The 22,943-nt window shown below is 74.0% G+C and carries 20 protein-coding genes and 3 tRNA genes; 12 read left to right on the forward strand and 11 right to left on the reverse strand.

The genetic code is table 11. The features are described 5' to 3' along the window. The first annotated feature begins 51 nt into the window (after positions 1–51). The 3 genes from FB380_RS06235 (at position 52) to FB380_RS06245 (ending at position 2,879) form a co-directional block, all read left to right on the forward strand. Positions 52–1,431, forward strand: coding sequence for an MBL fold metallo-hydrolase (locus FB380_RS06235; RefSeq protein ID WP_166754320.1), 1,380 nt, complete (start codon positions 52–54; stop codon positions 1,429–1,431). 102 nt (positions 1,432–1,533) lie between these two features. Next, complete coding sequence (locus FB380_RS06240) at positions 1,534–2,109, forward strand: rhodanese-like domain-containing protein (protein WP_208382776.1); 576 nt, start codon at positions 1,534–1,536, stop codon at positions 2,107–2,109. Next, positions 2,106–2,879 (forward strand): sulfite exporter TauE/SafE family protein, encoded by a 774-nt coding sequence (locus FB380_RS06245; protein ID WP_166754321.1) that lies wholly within the window; start codon positions 2,106–2,108, stop codon positions 2,877–2,879. Before FB380_RS06240 ends, FB380_RS06245 begins: the two co-directional genes overlap by 4 nt. Before the next feature lie 197 nt (positions 2,880–3,076). Here the strand turns inward: FB380_RS06245 and FB380_RS06250 are convergent. Beyond that, positions 3,077–3,162: transfer RNA gene (locus FB380_RS06250), tRNA-Leu, on the reverse strand. 222 nt (positions 3,163–3,384) lie between these two features. On the opposite strand from FB380_RS06250, the gene FB380_RS06255 reads away from it, so the two are divergent. The 7 genes from FB380_RS06255 (at position 3,385) to pknB (ending at position 12,606) form a co-directional block, all read left to right on the forward strand. Next, positions 3,385–4,182 (forward strand): FhaA domain-containing protein, encoded by a 798-nt coding sequence (locus FB380_RS06255; RefSeq protein ID WP_166754322.1) that lies wholly within the window; start codon positions 3,385–3,387, stop codon positions 4,180–4,182. A 21-nt stretch (positions 4,183–4,203) separates the two neighbouring features. Then, positions 4,204–4,665, forward strand: a complete 462-nt coding sequence (locus FB380_RS06260) for an FHA domain-containing protein FhaB/FipA (protein ID WP_166754323.1) — start codon at positions 4,204–4,206, stop codon at positions 4,663–4,665. After that, positions 4,662–6,074, forward strand: a complete 1,413-nt coding sequence (locus FB380_RS06265) for a PP2C family protein-serine/threonine phosphatase (protein WP_166754324.1) — start codon at positions 4,662–4,664, stop codon at positions 6,072–6,074. The genes FB380_RS06260 and FB380_RS06265 overlap by 4 nt, the downstream gene beginning before the upstream one ends. Next, complete coding sequence (locus FB380_RS06270) at positions 6,074–7,501, forward strand: FtsW/RodA/SpoVE family cell cycle protein (RefSeq protein WP_229681757.1); 1,428 nt, start codon at positions 6,074–6,076, stop codon at positions 7,499–7,501. Before FB380_RS06265 ends, FB380_RS06270 begins: the two co-directional genes overlap by 1 nt. Beyond that, positions 7,498–8,937, forward strand: coding sequence for a peptidoglycan D,D-transpeptidase FtsI family protein (locus FB380_RS06275; protein WP_166754325.1), 1,440 nt, complete (start codon positions 7,498–7,500; stop codon positions 8,935–8,937). The genes FB380_RS06270 and FB380_RS06275 overlap by 4 nt, the downstream gene beginning before the upstream one ends. Continuing rightward, a complete protein-coding gene (locus tag FB380_RS06280) occupies positions 8,937–10,661 on the forward strand; it encodes a serine/threonine-protein kinase (RefSeq protein ID WP_166754326.1) in 1,725 nt (574 codons plus the stop codon). Before FB380_RS06275 ends, FB380_RS06280 begins: the two co-directional genes overlap by 1 nt. A 136-nt stretch (positions 10,662–10,797) precedes the next feature. Next, the gene (gene pknB, locus FB380_RS06285) at positions 10,798–12,606 is read left to right on the forward strand and encodes a Stk1 family PASTA domain-containing Ser/Thr kinase (RefSeq protein ID WP_166754327.1); all 1,809 of its coding nucleotides are present in this window, start codon (positions 10,798–10,800) and stop codon (positions 12,604–12,606) included. An 87-nt stretch (positions 12,607–12,693) separates the two neighbouring features. On the opposite strand, the gene FB380_RS06290 is transcribed toward pknB, so the two are convergent. Together FB380_RS06290 and FB380_RS06295 are read right to left on the reverse strand one after the other, a co-directional pair. Continuing rightward, the gene (locus FB380_RS06290) at positions 12,694–13,356 is read right to left on the reverse strand and encodes an aminodeoxychorismate/anthranilate synthase component II (protein WP_166754328.1); all 663 of its coding nucleotides are present in this window, start codon (positions 13,354–13,356) and stop codon (positions 12,694–12,696) included. Between the two features lie 146 nt (positions 13,357–13,502). Further along, complete coding sequence (locus FB380_RS06295) at positions 13,503–14,249, reverse strand: DUF881 domain-containing protein (protein ID WP_166754329.1); 747 nt, start codon at positions 14,247–14,249, stop codon at positions 13,503–13,505. A 149-nt stretch (positions 14,250–14,398) separates the two neighbouring features. Here FB380_RS06295 and crgA point away from each other — a divergent pair, with 149 nt between their 5' ends. Next, positions 14,399–14,671, forward strand: a complete 273-nt coding sequence (crgA, locus tag FB380_RS06300) for a cell division protein CrgA (protein WP_166754330.1) — start codon at positions 14,399–14,401, stop codon at positions 14,669–14,671. A gap of 771 nt (positions 14,672–15,442) precedes the next feature. Here crgA and FB380_RS06305 read toward each other — a convergent pair. Next, positions 15,443–16,603 (reverse strand): thiolase family protein, encoded by a 1,161-nt coding sequence (locus FB380_RS06305; protein ID WP_166754331.1) that lies wholly within the window; start codon positions 16,601–16,603, stop codon positions 15,443–15,445. Between the two features lie 99 nt (positions 16,604–16,702). Here FB380_RS06305 and FB380_RS06310 point away from each other — a divergent pair, with 99 nt between their 5' ends. After that, entirely contained in the window at positions 16,703–17,104 is a 402-nt protein-coding gene (locus FB380_RS06310; protein WP_166754332.1) for a PH domain-containing protein, read from the forward strand. On the opposite strand, the gene FB380_RS06315 is transcribed toward FB380_RS06310, so the two are convergent. The 7 genes from FB380_RS06315 to gyrA all read right to left on the reverse strand — a co-directional run bounded on the left by FB380_RS06315 (position 17,101) and on the right by gyrA (position 22,823). After that, positions 17,101–17,844, reverse strand: coding sequence for a rhomboid family intramembrane serine protease (locus tag FB380_RS06315; protein WP_166754333.1), 744 nt, complete (start codon positions 17,842–17,844; stop codon positions 17,101–17,103). The genes FB380_RS06310 and FB380_RS06315 overlap by 4 nt on opposite strands. 134 nt (positions 17,845–17,978) lie before the next feature. Next, positions 17,979–18,515, reverse strand: a complete 537-nt coding sequence (locus FB380_RS06320) for a peptidylprolyl isomerase (protein WP_166754334.1) — start codon at positions 18,513–18,515, stop codon at positions 17,979–17,981. A 94-nt stretch (positions 18,516–18,609) separates the two neighbouring features. Next, positions 18,610–18,682, reverse strand: a tRNA-Ala gene (locus FB380_RS06325). A 57-nt stretch (positions 18,683–18,739) separates the two neighbouring features. Further along, positions 18,740–18,880: a DLW-39 family protein gene (locus FB380_RS06330; protein WP_166754335.1), complete on the reverse strand. Its 141-nt coding sequence runs from the start codon at positions 18,878–18,880 to the stop codon at positions 18,740–18,742. A 116-nt stretch (positions 18,881–18,996) separates the two neighbouring features. Further along, a tRNA-Ile gene (locus FB380_RS06335) sits at positions 18,997–19,070 on the reverse strand. Between the two features lie 72 nt (positions 19,071–19,142). Further along, complete coding sequence (locus tag FB380_RS24095) at positions 19,143–20,198, reverse strand: DUF3566 domain-containing protein (RefSeq protein ID WP_208382777.1); 1,056 nt, start codon at positions 20,196–20,198, stop codon at positions 19,143–19,145. A 156-nt stretch (positions 20,199–20,354) separates the two neighbouring features. Further along, positions 20,355–22,823: a DNA gyrase subunit A gene (gene gyrA / locus FB380_RS06345; RefSeq protein ID WP_166754336.1), complete on the reverse strand. Its 2,469-nt coding sequence runs from the start codon at positions 22,821–22,823 to the stop codon at positions 20,355–20,357. Between the last annotated feature and the right edge of the window lie 120 nt (positions 22,824–22,943).

The raw sequence follows: 22,943 nt of genomic DNA on the forward strand, positions 1-22,943 counted from the left end.
CCATTTCACCGGCAGATACCCCTGCCCCGTACCGTATCCGGGAGTTTCCCCGTGCAGATCGACATCATCGAGACCACCGGCCTCGGCGACCGCAGCTACCTGATCAGCGCCGGCGGCGTCGGCGTGGTCGTCGACCCGCAGCGCGACATCGACAGGGTGCTGGCCCTCACCGAGAAGCGCGGCGTCCAGATCGCCCTCGTCCTCGAGACCCACCTCCACAACGACTACCTGACGGGCGGGCTGGAGCTGGCCCGCACCGTCGGCGCGGACTACGCCGTCCCCGCCGGGGACACGGTCGCCTTCGAGCGGACCCCGGCCACCGATGGCGACGTGCTCGCCGCCGGTCCGATGCGGCTGCGCGTGCTGCACACCCCCGGGCACACCCACCACCACGTCAGCTACGTGCTCACCGACGCTGACGGCGCGGTGCAGGCGGTGTTCACCGGCGGGTCCATGCTCTACGGCTCCACCGGCCGCACCGACCTGGTCGGCCCCGACCACACCGACGAGCTCACCCACGCCCAGTACCACTCGGTGCGCCGGCTGGTCGACGAGCTGCCCGCCGGCACGCCGGTGTTCCCCAGCCACGGCTTCGGCTCGTTCTGCGCGGCCACCCCGACCAGCGGTGACTCCTCCACCGTCGGCGAGCAGGCGCGGGTGAACCCGGCACTGACCCAGGACGAGCAGACGTTCGTCGACGAGCTCATCGCCGGGCTCACCGCGATCCCCGCCTGGTACGCCCACATGGGCCCGGGCAACGCCGCCGGCCCGGCACCGGTGGACCTCTCGATGCCGAAGCCGGTCGACCCCGCCGAGCTCGCCGACCGGCTGGCCGCCGGCGAGTGGGTGATCGACCTGCGCAGCCGCACCGCGTTCGCCGCAGGTCACCTGCCCGGCGCGCTGAACTTCGAGCTGGCCATCGCCAACTTCGTCACCTACGTCGGCTGGCTGGTCCCGTGGGGTGCACCGCTGACCCTGATCGGGGAGACGGGACAGCAGGTCGCCGACGCCCGCCGCGAACTGGTCCGCATCGGCATCGACCGGCTCGCCGGTGCCGCGATCGGCAGTCCCGAGCAGCTCGCCGCCGGTCGGCAGCTGGACTCCTACCCGGTCAGCGACTTCCCCGGCCTCGCCGCGGCGATGGCCGCCGATCCCGACCTGGTGGTCGTCGACGCCCGCCGCGACGACGAGCGCGCCGGCGGCGGGGTCCGCGGATCGGTCCACATCCCGATCCACGAGCTGACCGACCGGATCGACGAGGTCCCGGGCGGCGAGGTGTGGGTGTACTGCGGCTCGGGCTACCGCGCCTCGATCGCCGCCTCGCTGCTCGCGCGCGCCGGCCGCCGCCCGGTGCTGGTCGACGGCGGCTACGGCGATCCCGACACCGGCGCGGCCGCCGCCGGCCTGCACGCCCAGCCCGCCACCGTCTGACCCCCGCCGGCCCCGGTGGCCACCAGGCACTCCCCGCCCGGTGGCTGCCGGCTCCCGGCTGCCCGCAGCACCTCGACGACCGACCCAGAGGACGACCTCCCCGTGAACTCCCGCACCACCGACCTGGTCACCCCCACCGAGCTGACCGCCCGGTCCACCGACGCCACCGCCCCCACCCTCATCGACGTGCGCACGCCGGCCGAGTACGAGACCGCGCACATCGCCGGCTCGATCAACATCCCGCTGCCGCTGGTCCAGGCGCACGCCGAGCAGCTGGCCGGCGACCTGGACGGGCCGGTCGTGCTCGTCTGCCAGGCCGGCGGCCGGGCCCGCACCGCGCACGCCGCACTGACCGCGGCCGGCGCGCAGCAGCTGACCGTCCTCGACGGCGGCATCGCCGCGCACACCGCGGCCGGGCAGCCGGTCCGCCGCGGCCGCCCTCGCTGGGCGCTGGAGCGCCAGGTCCGGCTGGTCGCCGGCAGCCTGGTCGCCGGCAGCGTCCTGACCAGCCTGCGGTTCCCCCGCGCCCGGTTCCTCGCCGGCGGCGTCGGCGCCGGCCTGGCCACCGCCGCGCTCACCGACACGTGCGCGATGGGCGCCGCGCTGGCCAAGCTGCCCTACAACCGCGGTGGCCGTCCGGTCACCGTCGACGACGCCCGGGAAGCGCTCCGGTCGTGATCGTCGCCGTCGTCGCCGGGCTGGTCATCGGCGCGCTCGTCGGCCTGCTCGGCGGCGGCGGCTCGATCCTCGCCGTCCCGGCGCTGGTCTACGCCGCGGGGCAGGACCTGCCCCAGGCCGTCGCCACCTCCCTGCTGGTCGTGGGCATCACCTCGCTGGTCGCGGTGCTGCCCCGGCTACGGGCCGGCCAGGTCGCCTGGCGGATCGCTGTCCTGTTCGGGGCGGCCGGCGCGGCCACCGCCTTCGCCGGCGCCGCGGTCAACCGGCTGCTGCCCGACGACGTCGTCCTCGGCCTGTTCGCCGCCCTCATGATCGGCGCCGGGGTGCGGATGCTGGCGGAGAAGCCCACCACCGGTGCGGCCTGCGCGGTCGACGGCGGCCGGGTCGACTGGCGCCGCTGCCTGCCGCGCACCCTGGCCGGCGGGCTGGTGGTCGGGTTCCTCACCGGTCTGCTCGGCGTCGGCGGCGGCTTCCTGATCATCCCCGTGCTGGTCATCGTGCTCGGCCTGCCGATGACCACCGCGATCGGCACGTCCCTGGTCGTCATCGCGGTCAACTCCGCGGCCGGCTTCGCCGCGCACGCCGGCGAGGCGCCACTCGACGTGCCGATCACCGTCGCGTTCACCGCCTCGGCCGTCGTCACCGCGCTGGCCGCCGGCCGGCTCGCCACCCGGGTCGACACCGGCCGGCTCCGCCGGTGGTTCGCCTACCTGGTGTTCGCCGTGGCGGCTCTCATCCTCGTCCAGGTCGGCGCCGGCCTGCTCGGGTAGGCCCGCCCCCCGGCGTCGGGGGAGCAGCAGGCAGTCGGCAGCGCGGTGAGCGGCGTCCGGTCCGGGAGGCCTGGTACGTACCGCCGGGTGGCTGCCAGGCGCACTCGCGCCGCACCGGCCACGGACGAAGAAGACCGGCAGCCCCGCCCTGGGGCGGCGCTGCCGGTCTCTGTCCCGAGCCCCTGGGACTCGGGAGCTGGTGGGCAAGGGGGGAGTTGAACCCCCACGTCCTCTCGGACACACGGACCTGAACCGTGCGCGTCTGCCATTCCGCCACTTGCCCTGGCGAGGAAGGACAGTAGCAGCCCTCCGCACGGCCTCCCGCAGCCCCCCACCGGGGCGGCACCGACCGCCCCCGGCGGCGCGCTGGTAGAACGGTGTGCCGACGCGGCACGGACGAGATCGTCCGGGGCGTCCCGCGCTTCCCGACCGGTCCGGCGACCCTCCCCCGGTTACGATCGGCGCTCAAGGCAGTGGGAGGTCGACCGAGCGCAAGGGAGCGACTGTGGGTGCGCTGCAGCGCTTCGAACGACGCCTCGAGGGCATGGTCGGGCTGGCCTTCGCCCGGGTGTTCAAGGGCAAGGTCCACCCCGCCGAGATCGCCCACGCCCTCCAGCGCGAGGCCGACGAGCAGCGCTCGGTGCTCAGCGGTGACCGGGTGCTCGCCCCGAACGTCTACGTCGTCACCCTCGGCCCCACCGACCACGAGAACCTGGTCGAGTGGTCCGAGCAGCTGGCCGCCGAGCTCGCCGACATGGTCGCCGAGCACATCGAGCGCGAGGGCTACCAGACCTTCGGCGACATCGAGGTCCGGCTGGAGCTCGACGAGGAGCTGCGCACCGGGGTCTTCGAGGTCGCCTCGCACGTCACCGGCGGGGCCTCGCAGCGTTCTCCGGCCCCGCCACCGCCACCCCCGCCCGGCCTGCCCCCGCTCCCCCGGCTCCCCGGCGCCGGGATGGGGGCCACCGACACCGGCGCACAGGAGCCCTCGGTCGTGGGCCGCCCCGGGCAGCGGGTCAGCCACGTCCTGGTCGTCGACGGCCCCGGCACCAAGCACGTGCTCCAGCAGGGCAGCAACGTCCTGGGCCGCGGCACCGAGGCCGACGTCCGGCTGCCCGACACCGGGGTGAGCCGCAAGCACGCCGACGTCCAGCTCGTCGGCAGCGCGGTCGTCGTCGAGGACCTCGGCTCCACCAACGGCACCCTGGTCAACGGCCGCCGGGTGGGGCGGCAGGAGCTGGCCGACGGCGACGTGCTGCGCATCGGTCACTCGGTGCTGGTCTACCGGCAGGACGGCGCGTGAGCGTGGTCCCCGGGGGTCGCCGTGCCCGCTGAGATCGTGCTGCAGGCCTTCCGCTTCGGCTTCCTGATCCTGCTCTGGCTGTTCGTCTTCGCCGCCTTCCGGGTGGTCCGCGCCGACCTCTTCGGTGGCCGGGCCGGCCGGGTGGCCTCGGTGCCGCCCCGCGCAGCCGCCGTCCGCAAGCGCGCCGGTCGCGGGCCCCGGCACCTCGTCGTCACCGCCGGCCCGCTGTCGGGCACCCGGATCACCTTGGGGGAACAGGCCATCCTGATCGGCCGCGCCGACGACTCGACCCTCGTGCTCACCGACGACTTCGCCTCCTCCCGGCACGCCCGGCTGACCAACCGCGGCGGCCAGTGGTACGTGGAGGACCTCGGTTCCACCAACGGCACCTACCTCGACCAGCAGCGCGTGCAGGGCCCGCTGCTGGTCGCCCCCGGTCAGCCGATCCGGATCGGGCAGACCGTCCTGGAGCTGCGTTCATGAGCTTGGTCCTCCGCTATGCGGCTCGTTCCGACCGCGGTCTCATCCGCGGCACCAACCAGGACTCGGTGTACGCCGGGCCCCGGTTGCTGGCCGTCGCCGACGGCATGGGCGGGCACGCGGCGGGCGACGTCGCCAGCAAGGTCGTCATCGCCGCCCTGGAGCACCTCGACGAGGACGCCCCCTCCGGCGACCTGCTCCAGGCGCTGCGGCACGCGGTCTTCGAGGGCAGCGAGCACCTGCGCGAGGTGATCCGGGAGTCCCCGCAGCTGGAGGGCATGGGGACGACGCTCACCGCCGTCCTCTTCGCCGGCGGCCGGCTGGGGCTGTGCCACGTCGGCGACTCCCGCGCCTACCTGATGCGCGACGGCGAGCTGCACCAGATCACCCACGACGACACGTTCGTCCAGACGCTGATCGACGACGGCCGGATCACCGAGGAGGAGGCCAACAGCCACCCGCAGCGCTCGCTGCTGCTGCGCGCCCTCAACGGCCAGGACGTCGAGCCGGACCTCTCGATGCGCGACGCCCGCGCCGGCGACCGCTACCTGCTGTGCTCCGACGGCCTCTCCGGCGTGGTCAGCCACGAGACGCTCGCCGGCGCGCTGCGCGAGCCGGACGCCCAGGCGACCGCCGACCGGCTGATCGAGCTGGCGCTGCGCAGCGGTGGCCCGGACAACATCACCTGCATCGTGGCCGACGTCGTCGAGGACGACGGCCGGGGCGTGCTCGTCGAGCCGGTCGTCGACGGCGCGGCCGGCGACCACGTGGGCCAGCGGGAGGTCGACCCCCGGTCGGCCGCCGGCCGGGCCGCACTCGCCGACCCGCAGGCCACCGGGCAGCCCACCGCGCTGACCACGAGCTCCCCACCACCGCGCCGCCGCCGGCCGTTGCGGACCGCGCTGTTCGCGCTGGCCGCCGTCGTGGTGCTCGGCGCCGCGACGATCGGCGCCTACCTGTTCGTGATGGGCCACTGGTTCGTGGGGGTCGCCGAGACCGCCGAGGGCGACCGGGTCGGGGTGTTCCGCGGGCTCAACGCCTCCGTCGTCGGGCTGGACCTCTACCGCCTGGACGAGGCGACGGCGCTGGACACCACGGACCTCACCCAGGCCGCCCGCAACCGGGTCGCCGACGGCATCCCGGCCGACGACCCGGACGACGCCGCGCGGATACTGTCCAACCTCCGCGGCCAGCAGTTGCCGCTGTGCCGGACGACGTCGGCGCTGAGCACCAGCACCCCGTCCGCCGCACCGACCCCGCCGGCGGAGCCCGCCCCCGCTCCCGTCGAGGGGCAGCCGGAGGCCGCCGCCCCGACCACCGCGCCCAGCGCGGACGCCACGGAGCTGGCGACCCCGACCACCGGGCTGTCCCGCACCGGTGAGCCGGGAGTGGACTGCCGGGAGGCCGACTAGTGGCTTCGCCGGTCAACGGCCCCGGCACCGACCCGCGCGCTGCCATCGCCCCCGGCACGGCCATCCCCACCCGGCGGGGCACCGAACTGCTCCTGCTCGGCTTCGCGGTGCTCATCACGATGGCCGCGCACCTGATCATCGACATCACCGTCACCGGCTCGCCGGGCACGGAGCTGGCCACCTTCGGCCTCTGGTTCTCCGGGCTGTGGGTCGTCGCGCACGTCGTCGTCCGGCGGTTCGCGCCGTACGCCGACCCGCTGCTGCTGCCCTGCGTCGCGGTGCTGTCCGGCCTGGGCCTGTCGATGATCCACCGGCTGGACATCGCCGGCGGCCAGCCCGGCGGCGCGGACACCACGAGCGTGGACGCCCCGGTCCAGCTGGTGTGGGCCACGGTCGGGCTGGTGCTGTTCATCGCCGTGCTGGTGATCGTGCGCGACCACCGGACCCTGGCCCGCTTCGCCTACACCCTGGCCCTTGTCGGGCTGGTGCTGCTGGCGATCCCCGCGGTGCTGCCCAACTCCGAGATCAACGGCGCGAAGCTGTGGATCCGGGTCGCCGGGTTCTCCATCCAGCCCGGCGAGTTCGCCAAGATCTGCCTGATCGTCTTCTTCGCCGCCTACCTGGTCGACAAGCGCGACGTGCTCGCGCTGGCCAGCCGCCGGGTGCTCCGCCTGGAGCTGCCGCGCGGCCGCGACCTCGGCCCGGTGCTGCTGGCCTGGGTCGCCTCGATCCTGGTGCTGGTCTTCGAGCGCGACCTGGGCAGCTCGCTGCTGCTGTTCGGCATCTTCGTGGTGATGCTCTACGTGGCCACCGAACGGGCCAGCTGGCTGGTCATCGGCCTGCTGCTGTTCGCCGGCGGGGCGTTCGTGGCCTACCAGCTCTTCAGCCACGTCCGGGTCCGGGTGGACACCTGGCTGGACCCGTTCGCCTACGCCGACACCGGCGGCTACCAGGTCGTCCAGTCGCTGTTCAGCCTCGGCACCGGCGGCCTGTTCGGCGCCGGGCTGGGCGGCGGGCGGCCGGACCAGGTGCCGGTGGCCAAGAGCGACTTCATCGCCGCCGCGATCGGTGAGGAGCTCGGTCTCTTCGGCCTGGTCGCGATGATCGTGATCTACCTGGTGCTGGTCGAGCGGGGGCTGCGCACCTCGCTGGTCGTCCGGGACGGCTTCGGCAAGCTGCTGGCCGCCGGGCTGGCCTTCTCCCTCGCCTGGCAGGTCTTCGTCGTCCTGGGCGGTGTCACCGGCCTGCTGCCGCTCACCGGGCTGACCACGCCCTTCCTGGCCTACGGCGGCTCGTCCCTGGTCGCCAACTTCGGGCTCGTCGCGCTGCTGGTGCGGATCAGCGACGCCGCCCGCCGCCCGGCGGCCACCGCGGCGGCCACGCCGCCGAAGCTCACCGACGCACCGACCGAGGTGGTGCAGCCGTGAACGCCCCGCTGCGCAAGGTCGCGATCAGCGTGCTGGTGCTGTTCACCCTGCTGATCGTCAACGTGAACGTGATCCAGGTGATCCGCGCGGAGAGCCTGCGGGAGAACCCGCGCAACACCCGGGTGCTCACCGACGAGTACGGCCGGGAGCGCGGCGCGATCGTCGTCGGCGGCAACGAGATCGCCTCCTCCGTCGAGACCACCGACACGCTGCGGTACCTGCGCACCTACGCGAACGGGCCGCTGTACGCCCCGGTCACCGGGTTCTACTCGGTGCTGTTCGGCAACCGGGGCATCGAGCGGGCCGAGGACGACGTCCTCAGCGGCACGGACGACCGGCTCTTCGGCCGGCGGCTGGCCGACCTGTTCACCGGCCGCGACCCCTCCGGCGGCAACGTCGAGCTGACCCTCGACCCCGCCGTGCAGGAGGCGGCGATGGCCGGCCTCGAGGGGCGGGTGGGTGCGGTCGTCGCCCTCGACCCGTCCACCGGGGCCGTGCTCGGCCTGGCCAGCACGCCGACCTACGACCCGAACCTGCTCTCCAGCCACGACCCCGCCGCGATCCGCGCCTACGACGAGCAGCTGGACGCGCTGGAGACCGACCCCCGGGTCAACCAGGCCATCTCCGAGCGCTACGCGGCCGGGTCCATCTTCAAGGTGGTCGTCGCCGCCGCGGCGCTGGCCACCGGCGACTACACGCCGGACACCGTGATCCCCGCGCCGCAGGACTACGTCCTGCCGGGCACCGACACCGACCTGCAGAACTTCGGCAACGAGCCGTGCAGCCCGACCGGCGAGCAACCGCTGATCGAGGCGCTCACCATCTCCTGCAACACCGCCTTCGCCCAGCTCGGCATCGAGCTCGGCGAGGACGCCCTCCGGGAGATGGCCGAGGCGTTCGGCATCGACGGCGAGGAGCGCCAGATCCCCCTGGACGTGGCAGGCAGCACGATCGGCGAGATCGACGGCGACGCCGCCCTCGGGCAGACCTCGATCGGCCAGCTGGACGTGGCCCTGACCCCGATGCAGGCCGCGATGATCGCCGCCGCGGTGGCCAACGACGGCGTGCTGATGAACCCCTACCTGGTGGAGTCGGTCCAGGCCCCGGACCTGTCGGTCCTCGACCAGACCGAGCCCGAGCCGCTGTCGGAGCCGTTCTCCGAGGAGGTCGCCGACCAGCTCACCGCGATGATGACCAACGTCGTCGACGAGGGCACCGGCCGGCGCGCGCAGATCAGTGGCGTCGAGGTGGCCGGCAAGACCGGCACGGCGGAGAACGCCGGCCCGGACCACAACTGGTTCATCGGCTTCGCCCCCGCCGAGGACCCGAGCATCGCGGTGGCGGTCTTCATCCGCAACGGTGGCGGCACCGGCGGGGACATCTCCGCCCCGATCGCCCGCTCGGTCATCGAGGCCCACCTGCAGGGCCGCGGCTGATGGCCGTGCGCCTCGGCAGCCTGCTGGCCGGCCGCTACGAGATCACCGCCCCCATCGCCACCGGCGGGATGGGCGAGGTATGGCAGGCCCGCGACCGCACCCTCGGCCGGATCGTGGCCGTCAAGGTGCTGCGCAGCGAGTACACCGGCGACTCGAGCTTCCTCATCCGCTTCCGCAACGAGGCCCGGCACACCGCCGCCCTGTCCCACCCGAACATCGCCTCGGTCTACGACTACGGCGAGACCACGGAGGACGGCCAGCGGCTGGCCTACCTGATCATGGAGTTCGTCGAGGGCAAGCCGCTGGTCACCATCCTGGCCGAGCGCGGGCGGCTCACCGCCGAACAGACCCTCGACGTCCTCGGCCAGGCCGGTGACGGCCTGTCCGCGGCGCACGCCGCCGGCATGGTGCACCGGGACATCAAGCCCGGGAACCTGCTCGTGCGACCCGACGGCGTGGTCAAGCTGACCGACTTCGGCATCGCCTACGCCCGTGACGCCGCGCCCCTCACCCGCACCGGCATGGTCGTCGGCACCGCGCAGTACCTCTCCCCCGAGCAGGCCCAGGGGCACGTGGTGACCGCCGCCTCCGACGTCTACTCGCTCGGCGTGCTCGGGTATGAGTGCATCGCGGGCGTGCGTCCGTTCGACGGCGAGTCGCAGGTGGCGATCGCGCTGGCGCAGATCAACCGCCCCCCGCCCCCGATGCCCGCGGACGTGCCGTGGCAGGTGCGGGCCCTGATCGAGCGCGCCCTGGCCAAGGACCCCGCGGCACGCTTTCCCGACGGCGCGGCCTTTGCCTCAGCGGTGCGGCAGGTGGCGGCCGGTGGCCCCGTGCCCGCAGCCACCGCCATGACCCAGGTGGTCGGGGACGACGGCACGGCGACCACGATGTTGCCGGCGACCGGCCCGGGCACCACCGTGAGCCCCTCCACCGCACCCCGCACCATGCCACCGCTGCACGGGCCCCCGGTCGACGGCGACGGGACGGGCACCTGGACCGACGGCGACGCCGACCCGCACGACGCCCGGCGCACCCGCCTGCTGTGGGCCGCCACGGCGCTGGCCCTCGTCGGGCTGGTCGCCGCCGCGGTGTTCCTGGTCCTCAGCCGGTCCGAGGAGCCGGGTGGCTCGGCCGCGCCGAGTGGCACCACCTCCCCCGCGACCTCCGCACCGGCCACCACCAGTGCCGCCGGCACCATCGCCTTCGACGTGGCCGGCTACGTCGGGGAGGACGCCGACGACGTCGCGGAGGAGCTCGAGGCGCTGGACCTCGAGGTGCGGCAGCGGGAGGCCACCGCGGAGGAGCTGGCGACAGCCGGCGTCGCGCTGGCGGAGGACGCCGTCGTGACCGCTGACCCGGCGCGCGCCACCCTCGCACCGGGCGAGCGGGTCACGCTCGCCGTCGCGGCCGCGGCCTACGACCCCCAGGCCGGGGAGGACGCCGAGCCGAGCAGTCCGCCGACGTCGGCGGCCCCCACGTCGGAGGCCGAGGACGAGGGCGAGGACGGCAGCGGCACCACCCCGACGACCGCCACGGTGACCGCGACGGTCACGCGCAGCCCGACCAGCGCGAGCAACACGAGTTCGTCGGCACCGCCGACGAGCACCGCCCCCACCAGCACCCCCGCAACCAGTTCGGTCGAGCCGGCTCCGGAGCCCACCGTCTCCCCGAACGCGGACGCACCGGTGTCGACGTCGGCGAGCATCGCGAGCACCCAGTGACACACGCGTCCCCCGGCGCTCGCGTCGCGCCTGCCGCGAGCCGGCCAGCGATTAGGCTCCGCGACGGCGTACCGCTCCCCGGTCCAGCCGTCCCGGAGCCGCGACCGCCGCACCGCACCACCCGAGAGGACCACCGATGACCACCCCCCAGGTGCTCGGCGAGCGCTACGAGATCGGCGGGGTGCTCGGCCGCGGCGGCATGGCGGAGGTGCACCGGGGGCGCGACCTCCGGCTGGGCCGGGAGGTCGCGGTCAAGGTGCTGCGCCAGGACCTCGCCCGCGACCCGTCGTCGCAGGTCCGGTTCCGGCGTGAGGCCCAGGCCAGCGCATCGCTGAACCACCCGGCGATCGTCGCGGTCTACGACACGGGGGAGGACCGCACCGCCACCGGCGCGACCCCCTACATCGTCATGGAGTACGTGGAGGGCGACACCCTGCGCGACGTCCTCCGCCGCGAGCGGCGCCTGCCCCCCGAGCGGGCCATGTCGCTCACCGCCGACATCTGCGCGGCGCTGGACTTCAGCCACCGGAACGGCATCGTGCACCGGGACGTGAAGCCCGGCAACGTCATGATCACGCCCCAGGGCACCGTCAAGGTCATGGACTTCGGCATCGCCCGGGCGGTCTCCGACTCCGCCGCGACGATGACCTCCACGGCCGCCGTGATCGGCACCGCCCAGTACCTCTCCCCCGAGCAGGCCCGCGGCGAGGGCGTCGACGCCCGCTCCGACGTCTACTCCGCCGGGTGCCTGCTGTACGAGCTGGTCACCGGCACCCCGCCTTTCACCGGCGACTCCCCCGTCGCCGTCGCCTACCAGCACGTGCGGGAGGACCCCCGGACGCCGTCGTCGATCAACCCGGAGATCACCCCGGAGCTCGACGCCATCCTGCTCAAGGCGATGAGCAAGAACCCGGCCAACCGCTACCAGTCCGCCGCCGACATGCGCGCGGACCTGCTGCGGGCCGTGGCCGGCCAGCGGGTCGAGGCCACGCCGGTGATGAGCGACGCCGAGAAGACCACGATCATCGGCGTCACCCCCGGCGGGTACGGCAACGACGAGTGGGACGACGGACGGACCGAGGACAACCGCCGGCGCAACCGGGTCATCGCCGTCGTCGTCGCCGTCGTCCTGCTGGTCGCCGCCGGCGTGGGCCTGGCGCTGGCCCTGAACTCCGGGTCCGGCGAGCCCGACGCCCCGGTGGTGCAGCAGGTCCCGGTGCCGGACCTGGTCGGTGACCCGCAGGCCGACGCCGAGGCCGAGATCCTGGCCGCCGGCCTGACGGTCGGCACGGTCACCCGCGAGCCGAGCACCCAGGCCGAGGAGGACACGGTCCTCAGCTCCAACCCGGGCGCGGGCACCGAGGTCGACCCGGAGGAGCCGGTGGACCTGGTCGTGGGGGGTGGCCCCAACACCATCGCCGTGCCGAACGTGCTGGGCGACGACCAGGACGAGGCGATCGACCGGCTCGAGGGCGCCGGCTTCACCGGCAGCACGAGCACCGACCAGGTCGACAGCCTGCAGCCCGCCGGCACGGTCGTGGCGCTCGACCCCGCGCCGGGCAGCCAAGCCGCCCCGGACGTGTCGTTCCGGCTGAGCATCTCCACGGGCTCGATCACCCTGCCCGATGTGCGCCGGCTCACCGAGCCGGCCGCCCGGGAGGCCCTCGTGGACGCCGGGATCGACAACGGCGTCATCGTCCCGAACAACGTCGAGCGGGACGACGCCACGCCGGGCACCGTCGTCGACACCGACCCGGGCCCGCGGGCCTCGGTGTCGGCGGGCGAGACGGTCACCCTGCTGATCGCCGTCCCGACCCCGGCGGAGCCGACCCCCACGCCGACGCCGACGCCGACGCCGACAGCGGCGGCGACCCCGACGGCGACTTCGTCGACCCCGGCTGCGCCGACGGGCCAGGTCACCCCGCCGGCGCAGCCCACCAGCTGAGCTGAGCCGCTCGCGGGGCCGGCTCAGCTCCTGATGGTGCTGAGCCGGGGTCGGCTCAGCTCCTGATGGTGCTGAGCCGGGGTCGGCTCAGACCGTGACGGTGCTGAGCCGGCGGGCGGTGGCTGCCGCGGCCTCGACCCGCGCCGGGTCCGGGGCCAGCCCACAGCCGGACAGCCAGTTGGCCAGCAGTTGGTGCCCGCCCTCGGTGAGCACCGACTCGGGGTGGAACTGCACCCCCTCGATCGGCAGCTCGCGGTGCCGCAGCGCCATCACGATGCCCGACGGCGTGCGTCCGGTGACCTCCAGCTCGGCCGGGACGCTGTCGGACTCCACCGCGAGCGAGTGGTACCGCGTGGCATTGAACGGGCTGCCCAGCCCGGCCAGCACGCCCACGCCCTCGTGCACCACCTGGCTGGTCTTGCCGTGCAGCAGCTCCGGAGCCCGGCTCACGACGCCACCGAAGGCCTCGGCGATGGCCTGGTGCCCCAGGCAGACCCCGAGCGCCGGCAGTCCGGCGTCCGCGGCGGCCTGCACCATCGGCACGGTCACGCCGGCGTCGACCGGTGTGCCGGGGCCCGGGGAGAGCAGCACCCCGGCGACGTCCAGGTCGGGGAGCTCGTCGACGGTGACCGCGTCGTTGCGGCGCACCACGCTGGGCACCCCGAGCTGCCCCAGGTACTGGACGAGGTTGTAGACGAAGCTGTCGAAGTTGTCGACGACGAGCACCGGCCGCACGGCGGGCAGGCTCATCGCTGGACACTCACGTCGGTGCGGGGCACGAGGGCTCGATCTCCAGAGGGCGGTGGGCGGCGACCCGGGTGGGTCCCCGCGGGCTCAGGTGTACACGGAGGGCCGTGCGCCGTCACCCTGACCGGGGACGGCCGCCTCAGGACGGCTCAGCCGGCGCTGGCGTACTGCATGTCCAGGGCGCCGTCGTAGGCCGGCAGCGTCAGCTGGTCCTGGTCCTCGACGTCGAAGGTCAGCCCGTAGGCGTCGGCCGCCTCCTGGAAGACCTGGACGCCCGGGGAGGCGGCGAGCTCCTCCCGCATCGCGTCGCCTTCCCCGACGGCGGTGATCACGTAGGGCGGGGAGTACGTCCGGCCGTGCAGGAGCAGGGTGGGGCCGACGCAGATGACGGCGCTGGTGGCGACCAGCCGCTGCCCCATGATGGCCACCCCGTCGGCGCCGGCGGCCCACAGCGCGTTCACGACCCCCTGGACGTCGGACTGGTGGATCACCAGGTTGTCCGGGTTCTCCTCGGTCGGGGTCGTCCCGGAGGACTGGCGCGGGGCGTCGTCCAGCTCGATGGACAGCCCCGGCCCGGTGAGCTCGGCGAGGCCGGCGGACCCGATCCCGGGGGCAGCACCCTGCTGCACGGCGGCGACCTCGCCGTTCCGCGAGGCGGCCAGGTCGGTGAGCGCCTGCACCTGCAGCTGCAGGGCGGCCAGCTCGGCCTGCTGGCCGGCGACGGTGGAGTCACGCTCCTCGATCAGCGCCGACAGCTCGGTGACCTCCCCGCCCCGCAGGTCGGTGCCCTGCGCGGTCTTGCCGGAGGTGGCGAACAGCAGACCGGCGGCCAGGGCGACGACGGGCACGAGCCCGACCCACGGGTCGAACCGACGGGGGGCCCCGCTGCGGGTCATGCACACCTCCTGGTGTCGGCGCCCACCCCGGAGGGGCGAACAGGGGTGACGCCGCCGCGGCACGGGGCGGGATGGCTGGCCTCTCAGCTTAGGCTGGTGGGCGTTCACGCCGGGGCGTCAGGCCACCGGCCCGGGAGGGAGTCCGCCAGGTGCCCAAGTCGAAGGTGCGCAAGAAGTCGGTCTACACGCCGCCGGAGGGCGTGCTGCCCACCAGCGCGGCCCGGGCCCAGTCCGCGCAGCCGAGCCCGCGGTGGTACGCCCCGGTGATGGTCGCGCTGATGCTCATCGGCCTGCTGTGGATCGTCGTCTACTACGTCGCCGGCGACCGGATCCCGCTCATGACGACGCTGGGCCCGTGGAACTTCGCCATCGGCTTCGGCGCCATGGTCGCCGGGTTGATCATGTCGATGCGCTGGCGCTGACACCCGCGCCCGGTCCGACCGACAGGCCCTCGTCCCTCCGGGACGGGGGCCTTCGTCGTGCGGGCCCCGGGACGAGGCCTCCGTCCTGCGCGGGGGCCCTCCGCCTGCGGACGTCGAGACGCGGTCCTCGTCCCGCGGACCGCCAGCACCGGCGCCCGTGGCCTGTGGACGCCGGGTACGCAGGCGCGCCTCCTGTGGACCCAGGGCGCGGGGACCGCCGTCCCGACGACCTCGGGGGCGAGGACCCGGTCGTGCGGACCGGGTCGGCTCGGGCGGCCCTGACCGGTCGGTACTCCGTTCGGTGACCGGTGCACAGCGAGCCGTGACCGCCCCGCTGGGTCGACAAACGGTCAACGTGCAGGTCAGGGGCTCGCGCGAAGATCGACTGTGCACAGCGGGCTCCGTCGTCCACAGGCAGGCCGTTCCACCATCCACCGGGTTGTCCACGTTCTGTGGGTTACCGGCACGCCCTCACCCGACGCTGACCTGCAGGAATGCCTGCGATGTGACCACTGGGACGGAAACGGCACAGGGGTAACTACACCCGTGGAACTCCGTCCCCAGCTGTGTACACAGCTGTGGGAAAAGCGCACGCCACAGCGGCTCGCCGAGCGCTTACTACCCGCCACCCGGAAGCGCAAACCAGCAGCGTGACGGGCCGTTCCCGCGCGTGTCCGGGCGAGTTGTCGACATCCCCACCCCGGGGGACGACCGCAGGAACGCCACAGCCCCCGTCCGTGGGGACGGGGGCTGTGGACGGCCGGCACCGGCTCAGTGGTCGAGGAGCTCCAGGATCGTGGCGTTGGCCATGCCACCGCCCTCGCACATCGTCTGCAGCCCGTACCGGGTGCCGGTGGCCTGCATGTGGTGCACCAGCGTGGTCATGATCCGGGCCCCCGAGGCGCCCAGTGGGTGCCCGAGCGCGATCGCGCCGCCCAGGGGGTTGACCGCGTCGGCTCCGACCCCGATGTCCCGGCACCAGGCGAGCGGCACCGGGGCGAACGCCTCGTTCACCTCGAAGACGCCGATGTCGGTCAGCGCCAGCCCGGAACGGTCCAGCACCTTGCGGGTGGCCGGGATGGGGGCGGTCAGCATGATCACGGGGTCGTCCCCGGCGACGACGGTGGTGTGCACCCGGACCACGGGGGTCAGCCCGAGCTCGCGGGCCCGCTCGGAGGTGGTGACCAGGAGCGCGGCGGACCCGTCGGAGATCTGGCTGGCGTTGCCGGCGCTGATCACACCGTCGGCCTGGAACGGGGTCTTGAGCGCCCCGAGCGCCTCGAGCGTGCCCCCGGTGCGGATGCCCTCGTCGGCGGTGACCACCGCACCCTCCGGGGTGTGCACCGGGACGAGCTGCGCGTCGAAGGCCCCGTCGGCCTGCGCCTTGGCGGCCCGCTCGTGCGAGCGCAGCGCGTACTCGTCCAGCTCGGTCCGGGACAGGCCCCACCGCGCGGCGATCATCTCCGCGCCGACCCCCTGGTTGGGTGCGACGCCGCCGTAGCGGGCCAGGTACCGCGGGCCGAGCGGGCGGCCGGCCGACCCGTCGCCGGCCGAGGAGCCCATCGGCACCCGGCTCATCGACTCGACCCCGCCGGCGACCACGACGTCCGCCTGACCGCTGACGACGGTGGCGGCGGCGAAGGCGACCGCCTGCTGGGAGGAGCCGCACTGCCGGTCGATGGTCGTGCCGGGCACCGTCTCCGGCCAGCCGGCCGCCAGCGCCGCGACCCGGCCGATGTTGCTGGTCTGCTCACCGACCTGGCTCACGCAGCCCCAGAGGACGTCGTCGACGACGGCGGGGTCCAGGCCGGTGCGGTCCACCAGGGCCCGCAGCACGGTGGCGGACAGGTCGGCGGCGTGCACGCCGGACAGCCCGCCGCCCCGCTTCCCCACCGGCGTGCGGACGGCGGCACAGATGACGGCATCGCGCATGGACCACTCCTCGGCGCAGACGGTGACGTCCCAGACGTCTGATCACCCGATGCTAGGCGCCGCCGCCTCCTCCGCGAACGGTCCTGACAAGCTGGTCCCGTGGACTGGTCGCCCCGGATCGGCGAGGCGGTGGCGATGGCCGCCGCCGGGGTGGCCCTCGCGCTGGCCACCCTGCTGGTCGACCCGGTGGGCCGGGTCCTCGTCGGGGGCGGCGCCGCCCTGCTGCTGGGCCTGGCCGCCCGCGACCTCCTGCTGCGCCCCCGGCTGCGGGCGGACGCCTCCGGGGTGACCGTGCGGGCGCTCCGCGGCGGCACGACGATCGCCTGGCCCGTCCTGCGCGCCCGGGTGCGGACGTCACGGCGGTGGGGGCTGCGCGCCCGGACCCTGGAGCTCGAGGACGGCACGGACGACGCGGTCCTGGTCGTGCTGGGCCGCCGGGAGCTGGGCCAGGACCCGGACGCGGTCGCCCGGGCGCTGCACGCGGCCGGCGCAGGGAGCTAGCGCAGCCCGCCGAACACGAGCACCAGCAGCACGGCCACCAGGACGGCGACCCCGCCGACCACCACCGGCCGCCGGCGGCCGCCCAGGACGAGGATGCCGGCCGTCAGCGCACCGACGACGAGGCCACCGAGGTGCCCGAGCAGGGAGACCCCGGGGAGGAAGCTGATTGCCAGGTTGATCACCAGCAGGGTGAGCAGCCCGCGGAGGTCCTGCTTCTGCTTCAAGAGGACGACGCCGAAGGCGCCCAGCAGGCCGTAGATCGCCGCGGAGGCGCCGACCACGCCGCCCAGGTAGGCGCCGAAGAGCTGCAGGGCCGCGGCCCCACCCAGGGCGGACACCAGGTAGACGGTCAGGAACCGGCCGCGGCCCAGCTGGCGTTCGAGCTCGGAGCCGAACAGCAGCAGGGCGAGCATGTTCAGCGCCAGGTGCACCGGCCCGACGTGGGTGAAGGCGCTGGTGACCACCCGCCACCACTCACCGGCGTCGACGAGGTACGGGACGATCGCGAAGTCGTCCTGCAGCGGCGAGCGGAAGCTGCGCAGCGGGTTGACGCCCACGCTGATCGCCGAGCCGGCGGTCGCCAGTGCGACCAGCACGTTCAGCGCGATGAGGGAGAGGGTGACCGCACCCCAGCGCCGGGCCGCGGTGCGCAGCCCGGTGGTGCGCCGGGGACGGCGGACGCCGGCGTTGCCGGCCCGCACGTCGTCCGGGCACTGGAAGCCGACCGCGGCCGGGTTCATGCACTCCGGGCAGATGGGCCGGCCGCAGCGGGTGCAGCGGACCCCGGTCGGCCGGTCCGGGTGCCGGTAGCAGGTGGCTGGGGGCGCCGGCCGCGCGTCCTCCGCGCCGGCGCCCCCGTTGCCCTCGGGCGTGCTCAGCTGCGCTGCACCTCGACGGAGGTGATCACGATGTCCTCGACCGGGCGGTCGCCGCGGGCGGTCGGAGCGGTGGCGATCGCGTCGACGACCTGGCGGCTGGCGTCGTCGGCCACCTCACCGAAGATCGTGTGCTTGTTGTTCAGGTGCGGGGTGTTGGTGACGGTGATGAAGAACTGGGAGCCGTTCGTGCCGGGACCGGCGTTGGCCATGGCCAGCAGGTAGGGGCGGTTGAACGACAGGTCGGGGTGGAACTCGTCGCCGAAGCGGTAGCCGGGGCCGCCGGTGCCCTGACCGAGCGGGTCGCCGCCCTGGATCATGAAGCCCTGGATGACCCGGTGGAACACCGTGCCGTCGTAGAGCTTCGCGGTGGTCTTCTCGCGGGTGCGCGGGTCGGTCCACTCGCGGCTGCCCTCGGCGAGCTCGGCGAAGTTCGCGACCGTCTTGGGGGCGTGGTCGGGGAACAGGTCGACGGTGATGTCGCCGTGGTTGGTGTGCAGGACGGCGCGCCGTGCGGCGGAGGTCTGTTCAGTCACGACGACCACTCTCCCACTGCCGCCCGGGTGGCTGCTGAGCGCCCGGTGCGCAGGAGCTGTGCCGGCGTCCGGCGAAGGCCCCGAGGGGCCGGAGTGGAGACGAGGGGAATCGAACCCCTAACCCCCGCCTTGCAAAGGCGGTGCTCTGCCAATTGAGCTACGTCCCCGAAGGGCATTTCTACAACGTCCCCGGGGACTGCGGTCGATCGACCGCAGCGGCGGGATCAGGCCCCGGGCGTGCTCACCGAACCGGGACCGCGGGTGGCCTCGGCCCACAGGTCGGCCTCGCCCTTGCCGGAGCTGCGCTTGCGCACGGCCGCCAGGGCACTGGCCGCGAGCGCTGCCATCGCCAGCTTCTTCAGCACGCGGGACCTCCTCGAACGGTGTGGGCCACCGCGGTGCCGGTGACCGCTGCCGGGACCCAGCGGCGGGCGACCGCGACCCCCGTGGGGATCACTGCCGCCCGCCGTCGGTGCACGGGTGGGCCTGGGAGGACTTGAACCTCCGGCCTCATCCTTATCAGGGATGCGCTCTAACCGTCTGAGCTACAGGCCCGTGGACCGGTGAACAGCTTACCTGCCCCGCTGAGGCCCCCCGACGCGGGGGGCCTCAGCAGAGCGAGTCGCCTCAGTCGCGCTCGGCGAGGGTGACCTCGAGGCCGCCGACCAGGTCGGAGCAGAGGTTGTAGACGAACGTCCCCACGGTGCACAGCGCCGTGAGCAGCACGATGTTGATCGCCCCGATCACCGCGGCGCCACCGAAGACGACGCCGGCGGTGATCACCTCTCCGCCGCCGTCCGTGGCGTCGGTGGTGGTGGCCAGCTGCCCGACCAGGTCGTTGACCGTGTCGAAGACGCCCAGGCTGCTGAGCACCCCGTACAGGATGCCGACCGCGACCATCCACACGAAGAAGAGGGCGATCGAGAGGACGAGCGAGATCTTCAGCGCCGACCAGGTGTCGATGTGGCGCAGCTGCAGCCGGGCCCGGCGCGGGCCCCGGTTGGCGGTGCTGCGGCCCTTGGCCGCGGGGGCCGTCCGGCCGGCACCCTGACCGGCCGGCCGGGACGCCGCCGGCCTGGGCGTGGCGCGTGCGGGCTCGGGCCGGGCTGCGGTGTCGATCGGCCGGGCAGCCGCCGGGGGCAGGCCGACCGCCTGGGTCGAGTCGATCGGGACCGAGCCAGCCGCGGGCACCCCGCTGCGCGGCGCGGCGCCACGGGCCGCGCCCGCCGGCCGGTTCCCCGGAGCGGACGGCGTGCCCGCCGCGGGGGCACCGCCCCGACCCCGGCCACCGGCCGGGGAGGGCTCGTCCGCCGGGGGCCTGCCCGCTGCTGCCGTGCCGGCCGCAGGGCTCCCGGCCGCCGGGGTGGCGGCCGCAGAGGTGCCGGCCGCTGCAGCCCGGGCTGCACCGCCGGCCGACGAGGCACCGTTGCCCTCGGCCGGGTCGCCGGCGGCCTTCGCCGGGGCGGCCTTCGCGGGAGCGGCCTGCGTCGCCTTGGCGGGGGCCTCTGCCGGCGAGCCGGACGAGGACCGGCTCCCGTCCTTCGACGACGACGACGACGACGAGGGTGCGGTGCCCGACCCGGACCGGCCGGCGACCGGGGTGGCGCCCTCCGGTACCGCGTCGGCGCTGCCGTCCCCCTCACGGGAGTCGGTACGCACCGAACTGCGTGCCCGGTCGCTCATCCCAGTCTCCTGTCGCCCTGCGGCCCTCGCCGCGTCGGTGCACCCACCGGGTCCGCCGTGGTGCGCGGGGAGGTGGGCCGGTCACTGCCGTGGTCGTCGCACAGCCCGGGTTGCGGACGCCGTCGTCCGCGACACCGGTCTGGCATCCGCCCCACCCTAGGCTTCGGGCTCGTCGTTGTCCGTCGTACGCGCGATAGCCACGATCGACACGTCCTCGGGCAAGTTCATGAGCTTGACACCCATGGTGGCCCGGTCGCGGGTGTGCCGCACGCCGTTGACCGGGGTGCGGATGACCCCGCCGCCGGAGGTGATGGCGTACAGCTCGTCGCCGAGCACCACGGCCAGGGCGCCCACGAGCGCTCCCTTGCGGGCCTTGGGGTCGGCGGTGAGCACGCCCTTGCCGCCCCGGCCCTGCTCCGGGTAGTGCTCGATCCCGGTCCGCTTGGCGTAGCCGCCCTCGGTGGCGACCAGGACGTCGACGCCCTCCTGCACGACGATCATCGACAGCAGCGTGTCGTCCGGTGCCAGGGAGATGCCGCGGACGCCCTCGGTGGCCCGGCCCATCGGGCGCAGCTGGTCGTCGTTGGCCTTGAAGCAGATCGACATCGCCTTGCGGGTGACCAGCAGCAGGTTCTGGTCCGGGCTGATCAGCGCCGCGCCCACCAGCTCGTCGTTGTCGCGCAGGTTGATCGCGATGACGCCGCCGGAGCGGGGGGAGTCGAAGTCCGTGAGCCGGGTCTTCTTCACCTGGCCCCGGGCGGTGGCCAGCACCAGGTACGGGGCGACTGTGTAGTCCTTGATCTGGATGACCTGGGCGATCTTCTCGTCCGGCTGGAAGGCCAGGATGTTGGCCACGTGCGCGCCGCGGGCGGTCCGGGCGGCCTCGGGCAGCTCGTAGGCCTTGGCCCGGTAGACCCGGCCCTTGTTGGTGAAGAACAGGATCCAGTCGTGGGTGGAGCCCACGAAGAACTGCTGGACCAGGTCGTCCTGCTTGAGCTGCGCGCCCATGACGCCCTTGCCGCCGCGCCGCTGCGAGCGGTACAGGTCGGCCTTGGTGCGCTTGGCGTAGCCGGTGCGGGTGATCGTGACGACCACCTGCTCCTCGGCGATGAGGTCCTCCATCGAGACGTCACCGTCGTTGGCCACGAACTGGGTGCGCCGGTCGTCGCCGTACTTCTCCACGATCTCGGCCAGCTCGTCGTGGACGATCTGCCGCTGCCGCTCGGGGGAGTCCAGGATCGCCTGCAGTTCGGCGATCCGGGCCTCGATCTCGGCCAGCTCGTCCAGGATGCGCTGGCGCTCCAGGGCGGCGAGCCGGCGCAGCTGCAGGTCCAGGATCGCGACGGCCTGGATCTCGTCGACGTCGAGCAGCTCCATCAGCCCGGTGCGGGCGGCCTCGGCCGACTCGCTGCGGCGGATGAGGGCGATGACCTCGTCCAGGTGGTCCAGGGCCTTGGCGTAGCCGCGCAGGATGTGCGCCCGCTCCTCGGCCTTGCGCAGCCGGTAGCGGGTGCGCCGGACGATGACCTCGATCTGGTGGGTGACCCAGAGGCGGATGAGCTCGTCCAGCCGCAGCGTGCGGGGCACGCCGTCGACGATGGAGAGCATGTTGCAGCCGAAGGTGGTCTGCAGCTGGGTGTGCTTGTAGAGGTTGTTCAGCACGACCTTGGCGACGGCGTCCCGGCGCAGCGTGATCACCAGGCGGCGGCCGACGCGGTCGCTGGACTCGTCGGCGATCTCGGAGATGCCCTGCAGCCGGCCGTCGCGGACGCCCTCGGCGATCGACTCGGCCAGGTTGTCCGGGTTCACCTGGTAGGGCAGCTCGGTGACGACGAGCTGCACCCGGCCCCGGCTGTCCTCCTCGACGGTGACGACGGCGCGCATCCGCACCGAGCCGCGGCCGGTCCGGTAGGCGTCCTCGATGCCCTCGCGGCCGACGATCAGCCCGTGGGTGGGGAAGTCCGGGCCCTTGACCCGCTCCATGCAGGCGGTGAGCGCCTCCTCGGCCTCGGCCTCGGGGTGCTCCAGCATCCAGAAGACCGCGGCGGCGACCTCGCGCAGGTTGTGCGGCGGCATGTTGGTCGCCATGCCGACGGCGATCCCGGCCGAGCCGTTGACCAGCAGGTTGGGGATACGCCCCGGCAGCACCAGCGGTTCGAGGTTCTTGCCGTCGTAGTTGGGCTGGAAGTCGACGGTCTCCTCGTCGATGTCCCGGAGCATCTCCATGGCCAGCGGGGTGAGCCGGGCCTCGGTGTAGCGCATGGCCGCGGCCGGGTCGTTGCCCGGCGAGCCGAAGTTGCCCTGGCCGTCGATCAGCGGGTAGCGCATGGACCACGGCTGGGCCAGCCGCACGAGGGCGTCGTAGATCGACGAGTCACCGTGTGGGTGGTAGTTGCCCATGACCTCGCCGACGACGCGGGCGCACTTGACGGTGGCCCGGTCGGGGCGGAAGCCCTGGTCGAACATCGCGTACAGCACGCGGCGGTGCACCGGCTTGAGGCCGTCCCGCACGTCGGGCAGGGCCCGGCCGACGATGACCGACATCGCGTAGTCGATGTAGCTGCGCTGCATCTCCTGCTGGAGGTCGACCGGCTCGACGCGGTCGCGGCTGGGTGTCTCTGTCACGTCTGGTTCTCCACAAGTCGATACACAGCGGTGGATGAATGCGCAGTACAGGTGCCCTCAGGCCCTGCCCCCGGCCCCCTCGCAGGGGCCCACGCCGAGCGGAGCGAGGCGTGGGGGGCG

This window comes from Modestobacter marinus (assembly GCF_011758655.1).
In the GTDB taxonomy this organism is placed as follows: Bacteria; Actinomycetota; Actinomycetes; order Mycobacteriales; family Geodermatophilaceae; genus Modestobacter; species Modestobacter marinus.